This is a genomic window from Dysgonomonas sp. HGC4 (genome assembly GCF_001261715.1).
In the GTDB taxonomy this organism is placed as follows: Bacteria; Bacteroidota; Bacteroidia; order Bacteroidales; family Dysgonomonadaceae; genus Dysgonomonas_A.
The window spans coordinates 1-7407 of sequence record NZ_CVRU01000167.1; the positions used below are offsets into that span (position 1 = coordinate 1).

Consider the following 7407-nt stretch of genomic DNA (forward strand, 5'->3'; position numbering starts at 1 on the left):
GCGAAGAAGAGTCTGGATCGGTTTATAACTTGTTTGGTTATAGCAAAGATCAGCACAATTTTAAACATTCAAAGTTTTCAAAAAATAGCAACATCAATAAACTAAAGTAAAAAAATTAAATTCATCAAATGAGACTATTATTTTCATTAGTAAGAAGTGTCTATTTTATCATAGTAACTAGTTGTAGTAATAAGAAACTTAGGTATTATTTTTCCGTTTTTTTTATTAAAAATGATAAATCTTAAATTTAATTTCATAAGTTTCTAATTTGACTGGTAAAAGCAAATATTCGAAATTTTTTATTATAGATGAGATTGACACTGCAAATCGTATTTTTTGTAGACTTAACAATAAATACTACATCTGAGGTATTATTTTTCACATAAAGATCATATCTGAAATAATATCAGATAATAAGGTTAAGCAACGACAAAGGCGTATAATCACACGACCCATCAAGTAGTTAGATACTTTTTTATTCTTACATATACCTGTTGTTTATTAAAAAAAGGCTCAGTATATCAGGATCTAGCTTTCTGCAATTTCAGAACTTGTTATCTTGTGTTTATCTGCGTATGAACTTAAAAAAAGAGTCAGCGCACCATCGCTCGTGATATTATGAGTAGTGCCAAAACTATCTAATAGAGCAAAAATAGATATCATTAATGCTGTTCCTGCATCGTCAATACCTAAAACTACATGAATTAACCCTAATGAAGTAATGAGAGTTCCACCGGGTAATCCGGGTGCAGCAATTGCAAAAATACCAAGTAGAGGTATAAAAATAAGCATCTTATCTAGACCTGGCATTGTCCCATACAATAATTGAGATACAGCTAATGAAAGAAAGACAACGTCTAATATAGAACCTACAAAATGTATATTTCCAAATAGAGGAATAGCAAAATCTCTCACATCGTTTCTCAGTACCGGACTCTTTTTAGTTTGTTCTATTGCAATACTTAGGCTTGCTGCCGAAGATTGAGTACCTAATGCTGTGAGAACCACCGGTCCATAATATTTAAGAACTTGCCACGGATTCTTCCCGGAATATATTCCAGCTGAACTATAGAGAATCACCATCCATGTAATATGGCATAAGATAGTAATAATCAAGATAGCAAAAAAGATGGGGAGTCTCGAAGCTAACGCTCCTTCGTAAGCTAATACACTAAAGTTTGTAGCTATGAACAGTGGTAATATGGGGATTAAGAATTTTTTCACCATTGTAAATACGAGACTTTGAAACTCGTATAATGCACTTTCTATTTTATCGGCTTTTGTCCATATTATGGATAATCCTAACATGAATGCTAGAACTAATGCACTTAGTACCGACATTAAAGGGGGAATATCTAATTTGAATATCATTTCCGGAAGCTCTTTTAATGTTTCCGTAGTGGGAGCAATATTTAACAAGGGTATTGTTTTGTAGCCAACTAAAGCAGCCAAAGAGGCACTTCCAACACAAGAAACATAAGCTAAAATCAAGGAAACACTTAATAATTTCGATGCATTCTTTTTTAAGCGTGTTATTGATGGAGTGATAAATCCAAAAATAAGGAGAGGTATCAGAAAAAATATAATTTGTCCTAATACATGCTTTAAAGGCAGAATAACACTTATCACCTCTTTATTGGCGATCTGCCCAATCAACAACCCTATAAGTACAGCTAAAAATAATCTGAAAGTAGTATTTGAAAGAATATTTCTCATTACAAGTTTAATTAGTCTCTTAAATTCAAAAATAAACAAAGAATCCCACAAAATGTAGGATTCCCTGATTTCTTATAATATATTTTTAATATCCCGGATTCTGAGGGGTTATACCTAAATCTTCACCTTTTTCTCCCGTAGGTATTGGGAAGCGGTAATGTTTGCCTCTCACATTGTCATATTTTGCATGCAAATGTTTGTATACTTTTGCAAAAAAAGCACTAACAGTACTGCCGTCTCTTCCTGTTCCTCCTGCTGTTTTATATGAACTGTCGAAATGTTCGAAGTCTTTCACTGTTTTTACTGTCGCTATTAATGTTTTCCAGCGTACCAAATTCAGCCAGTTTTTTTGCTCATACACAAACTCATATCCCCATTCTTTGCGGACATCATTAACTGTAAGTGATTTCAGATTATGTGATGTATTACCATAGGCTCTTTCTCTAACTTGATTAACAAGAGGTAGAGCTTCACTAGTTTTTCCCGACTCGGCTAATGCTTCGGCTTTGATAAGTAATACTTCAGCATAGCGTATCTCTATGCGATCTACTTCATTTGTTGTGATTGCATGGTTTACACTGTTTTCATAACTGCGATCAATACCTTTGCCAAAGCGTGGTAGGGTAACAGGAGGCAAGAAATAATATCCTTTATTATTTTCTTGTGGATTTTCCAGATAGGTTGTATATGAGAACTCTCTGCGTGTATCAGCTACATCCCAATCATCGTGTTGCTTTACATTTGAAGGCCCTATGTGGTTATCTTTAGTAAGGTCAAAAGCAAAGGTAAATGCACAGTGAGTCTGATGATTGCCTTGTGCATCTACAGCATCACCATCATGACGTATTGTAAAGATATGCTCGGGTGCTTTGCTTTCATTCGATCTACCAAATAGTTTGGTGTAATCTCTCAACAAACTGTACTTTCCACTCTTGATCACTTTATCGGCATACTCTACAGCCTTGGCAAGTTTCGCATTATCAACATGAACATGTACAGGGTCGGAAGTGCTGTTGGCTATCTCAGCTAGTTGATCTTGTGTCAATGGATTGTGTCCCCATGCAAGATATACCCTCGCTAGAATGGCATTCGCAGCTCCTTTCGATGGAATAATAGGGCTGCTGTCATATTCGGGTAAATCAGCCTCAGCTTCGGTTAGGTCTTTTACTATTTGAGTATATACATCATTAATAGATGAGCGTGTTTTAACTGCAGTTCCGGTTTGTAGTACTAATGGAACTTCTCCAAATAGTTGAACCAGATATGAGTAAGAAAGTCCTCTTAAAAATTTAGCTCTGGCAATAGACACTTTTTTGGTTGCTTCAGAAACAGCAGTCGAAACACTAATTTTTTCTATCGCATCGTTTGAAGTGCCAACAGCTTGATACAATCGGCTATAAACTTTAACAGGATACCATGTTGTAGGTTTTGTTTCGAAGCGGCTTACCTCCGGCCCTGCCTCGTTTTCTTCTCCTTCGAAACTGATGGTACCCTCTGTAGCCGATTCTATAAGAAAGGAGAAAGAAGAACTAACTGTCTGAAGTGGTCCATATGCACCATTGACAAGGGCAACAGCCTCTTCGTCACTTTTAACAACGCTTGAACCACCAACAATAGAACTTTCGTCGTCTTTATCGTTGCAGGAAGAGAATGCAACAAGCAATACTAAGGCTAATAAAGCCTTGGATAACACTAACTTTTTCATACTTGTAAAATTGTTAAATTATTAAGATATATGTATTAAATTCAAATCAAAGTGTGATTTTTTTTAGCCTAGAATGAAAGTTCCATCCCAGCCATAAATGTGCGTGCAGTAGGATATGCACCTATGTCCAAACCGCTTGATATTTCGGGATCGTAGCCTTTGTAATTTGATATTGTTACAAGATTCTGAGCAGCCGCAAATAGGCGAAGCTTTACTGGGTATTTCTTGAATTTAATATTATAGCCTACTGTCAGATTATTGATCTTGAGGTAGGAAGCATCTTCAACATACCGACTGTCGATATAAGAATAAGGGCGGGTGCCTGTAATATACGGAAGTCTGTTGGATGGGTTTGACGGCGTCCAGCTATCAAGTAGTGCTGTCGACATATTGTAGCTATCGGTCGGATGTTCCAATGTACGACGTAATGAATTATAAACCTTATTACCCTTAGAACCTTGAAGAAGAAGAAAGAAATCGAAATTTCGATAGATCAATGAAGTAGAAAAACCATATATAATATTGGGTTGTATACTACCTAATACTGTTCGATCATATTGATCTATCTTGCCATCAGGTGTACCGTTGGGACCACTTACATCTACAAATTTAAGATCTCCGGCTTTAGGAATTCCGTTGGTTGTAGTAGGAAGTTTGGATACATCTTCACCCGTCTGTACAATTCCGTCGAAGATAAGCCCATAGAATGACCCCAAAGATTCGCCGACTTGTAATATCTGCTCCGAATTATTGCCTTGAAGCAACCTCTTGGTACTTCCCATATCTGTTATTTTATTTATATTGTGGGCAATATTTGCATTAGCGATCCATGTAAGATTTTTGTTGTCAATCAATGTTGCATTTACAGCAAATTCAATTCCTTTATTGGTTACATTTCCTATGTTTTCTAATTGTTCAATTACTCCTTGTGAGGCATCTACAGGTACATTCAATAATAAATCGGATGTTTTTTTGTAATAAATGTCTGCAACTAGATTCAGGCGGTTCTGAAAAAATCCAGCATCAGCTCCGATATTATATTGAGTGGTAGTTTCCCATTTTAGGTTTGAATTTCCTAAATTGTCTTTTTTATATGCAGCTCCACCATTATAATGGTTTGCTTTGTAGCTTTGGGCATATTCATAGTCTCCGATCTCTTGATTACCAACTGTTCCCGCAGACATTCTTAATTTAAAATTATTAAGAGAGTGCTGGTTCTTTAGAAAATTTTCCTGTTCCAGATTCCACGATAAACCGATAGAAGGAAAGTAGCCCCAGCGGTGCTCTTTTGCAAAGCGTGAAGAATTATCGGCACGAATAGTTGCTGTAAGATTATACCTTTGCTCTAATGTGTAATTAACCCTGCCTATAACCGAATGCAATGAAGCTGTTGATATGCCTGATACGGGAGGGTAAGCCACAGCACCATCCGCTAAATTATTGTGTTTTAATGATTCGTTTGTAAAATGGGTTGCAATAGATGTAACATAGTTTATATCTGACTTCTGATAGGTATAGCCACCTAATAAATCGATATAATTTGCATCGTTTATCTGCTTGGTGTATCCCAATGTATTTTCAGTTTGAAATGTTTCATATCTTTTTGTTCCGATGCCACCAATGCCTTGTTCTGCAAGACCTATGGCAGTGTAGGATGGAGCGAAGAAGTTTTGTGTAATATTGCTAACATCCGTACCTAAACTTACTTTTGCAATCAATCCTTCAAGAATTGTATAACGGAGAAGGAAGTTACCCAACAATGAGTTGTTGATGGTTTCGGCTACGCTATTTTCTAAATCTGACACCGGGTTAACCGCTTTGCTGCCTATCGCAAAATAGGCATACTCATATGGATTCTTGTAATTATAGCTACCATCGCTATTATAGATAGGTACCACAGGAGGCATAAACAATGCATAGGTGAGAGAATTGGTAATTCCTGCCGAGAAAGGTGAAGAATTGTAGTTCACAGGTTCAGTAGTAGTGAGGCTGTTTTGAGTACTTTTTCCAAAAGTAACAAAAACACTCGCTGTAAGATTTTTGTATAAATTTCTATCTAGATTTACACGAGCATTGTAACGTTTAAATCCTGAATTTATAATGATTCCTTCTTGGTCTATGTAGTTTCCTGATATCAGATAACGTGTTTTATCGTCTCCTCCGCTGATAGATAATTCGTGATTTTGAGTTGTTCCTGTTCTTAATACAGCATCTTGCCAGTCATAGCCTTTGCCCAACTTTAGGATTTCATCATCAGTGAAATTTCCTTTGTTATTGAAATAGTCTTTTTGAACTCTTGCCCACTGGCTGGCATTCATTAAATCCAGCTTTTTAGCAGGTTTGCTCCATCCCGTAAAATGTCTGTAATTGACAGAAGTTTCGCCTCGCTTACCTTTTTTTGTAGTAATAATAATTACTCCATTGGCTCCACGTGAGCCGTAAATGGCAGTTGCAGAAACATCTTTTAGTACTTCAATGGATTCGATATCAGCAGGATTGATGGATGCTAAAGGATTTATGCTGCTTTCGATGCTGCCCAACCCAGTCTTAGTAGAACTGGCATCTCTATAAAAAATAAAGCCGTCGATTACATACAGAGGATCATTATTAGCATTAATGGAATTGCCTCCCCGAATGCGAATAGAAGCTGCTTCGCCAGGTTGTCCTGAACCCTGCTTTACGTTTAGACCAGCTACTGATCCGGCTAACATTCCATCGATTGTTGGTGAGACATTATTCTCTAACAGAAGTTTAGGCACCGAGGAGACTGCTCCCGTTAGTTCTTGTCTTCTCTGAGTACCATAACCGACAACAACAACTTCATTTAAACTATTTACATCTTCAATCAGAGCTATCTTAATTGATTCTTTTTCCTCAGAAATATTTATCTCTTGCGATTTATAACCGATAAAGCTTATAACTAATGTTATTGGTAGTTTATTGGGTGATCGGAGTATAAAAGTTCCTTCACCATCAGAGGTTACTCCATTTGTTGTTGATTTTTCTGCAACAACAGCACCAATAATAGGCTCTTTGGTCTTCTCATCGAAGATATATCCTGTCAGATATGTTTGTGAATAAAGGGTAATTGAGTAAAATAATAACCCTAAAAAAACATAAATATGTTTATTAACACTTGAAAAGGGGCTTTTTACCCTAAAAAAAAAGATTACTTTTGTCATGATAATTTTTATCAAGAGCACTTCCAATACCAATTGCCGTCGGAGGAGGAAGTGTTCGTTTTTTATTGAAACTTCATATTATTTTAACTAGCTACACGATATAATTAGTCATACCAATAGTTTGAAGATCTATTGTAAAGACATGTATATAGAGTATCTAAATTATTTGAGATCTACAGTGAGAGCTTTTGCCTACTAGACAAATTTAGCAGCGCATTCGCATTCGTGAAAAAGAAAGGGAAAGAGTTAAGTTTGTGTAGATAAATGTAAAAGGGAATTTGGAGATAATCGAAATAAGATTCAGATTATTCAAAGGTGCCCATAATTTGTTTTTCATTCCAGATAATATTTTCATTCCAGTTTTTTTATTATCACTAGTTAATTCATAGTGCAAATTTATTATTTGTTAACGAACCTTGAAATACCATAATTGCGGTATTTTATTAACCTAAATATGGTATTTTTTAGGTCTTATTTAATTATCCCCCCTCTATACCCCATACGAATACTACTATATACCAATAGATATTATAGATAGATTAAACTGAGATGTCTTGTTTGAAAATGAAAACAACCATGATATTAATAACAGATATAACAATGTGGATTCTTCTTGACTAGATAACATACATTACTTACTTTTGATAATACTATACTATTACTATTTGTTAATAATAGAGTATAAATCACATCGAATTGCATTTTTGTTTATTCCCAAGAATGATTTAGTCATTTAGAGTTCGTTGAATTCTATTTTAGTTTATTGGGATGCACCTCAAATATAAAAAATTATTAGTATTAATA

The 7407-nt window shown here is 35.5% G+C and carries 3 protein-coding genes; all 3 read right to left on the reverse strand.

What is annotated here, in order from left to right; translation table 11 throughout:
• Positions 1-528 precede the first annotated feature (528 nt).
• The gene (locus tag HGC4_RS16260; RefSeq protein WP_050711200.1) at positions 529-1716 is read right to left on the reverse strand and encodes a cation:dicarboxylate symporter family transporter; all 1188 of its coding nucleotides are present in this window, start codon (positions 1714-1716) and stop codon (positions 529-531) included.
• Between the two features lie 85 nt (positions 1717-1801).
• Complete coding sequence (locus HGC4_RS16265; protein ID WP_050711198.1) at positions 1802-3421, reverse strand: RagB/SusD family nutrient uptake outer membrane protein; 1620 nt, start codon at positions 3419-3421, stop codon at positions 1802-1804.
• 68 nt (positions 3422-3489) lie between these two features.
• Positions 3490-6603: a SusC/RagA family TonB-linked outer membrane protein gene (locus HGC4_RS16270; RefSeq protein WP_050711199.1), complete on the reverse strand. Its 3114-nt coding sequence runs from the start codon at positions 6601-6603 to the stop codon at positions 3490-3492.
• Positions 6604-7407 lie beyond the last annotated feature (804 nt).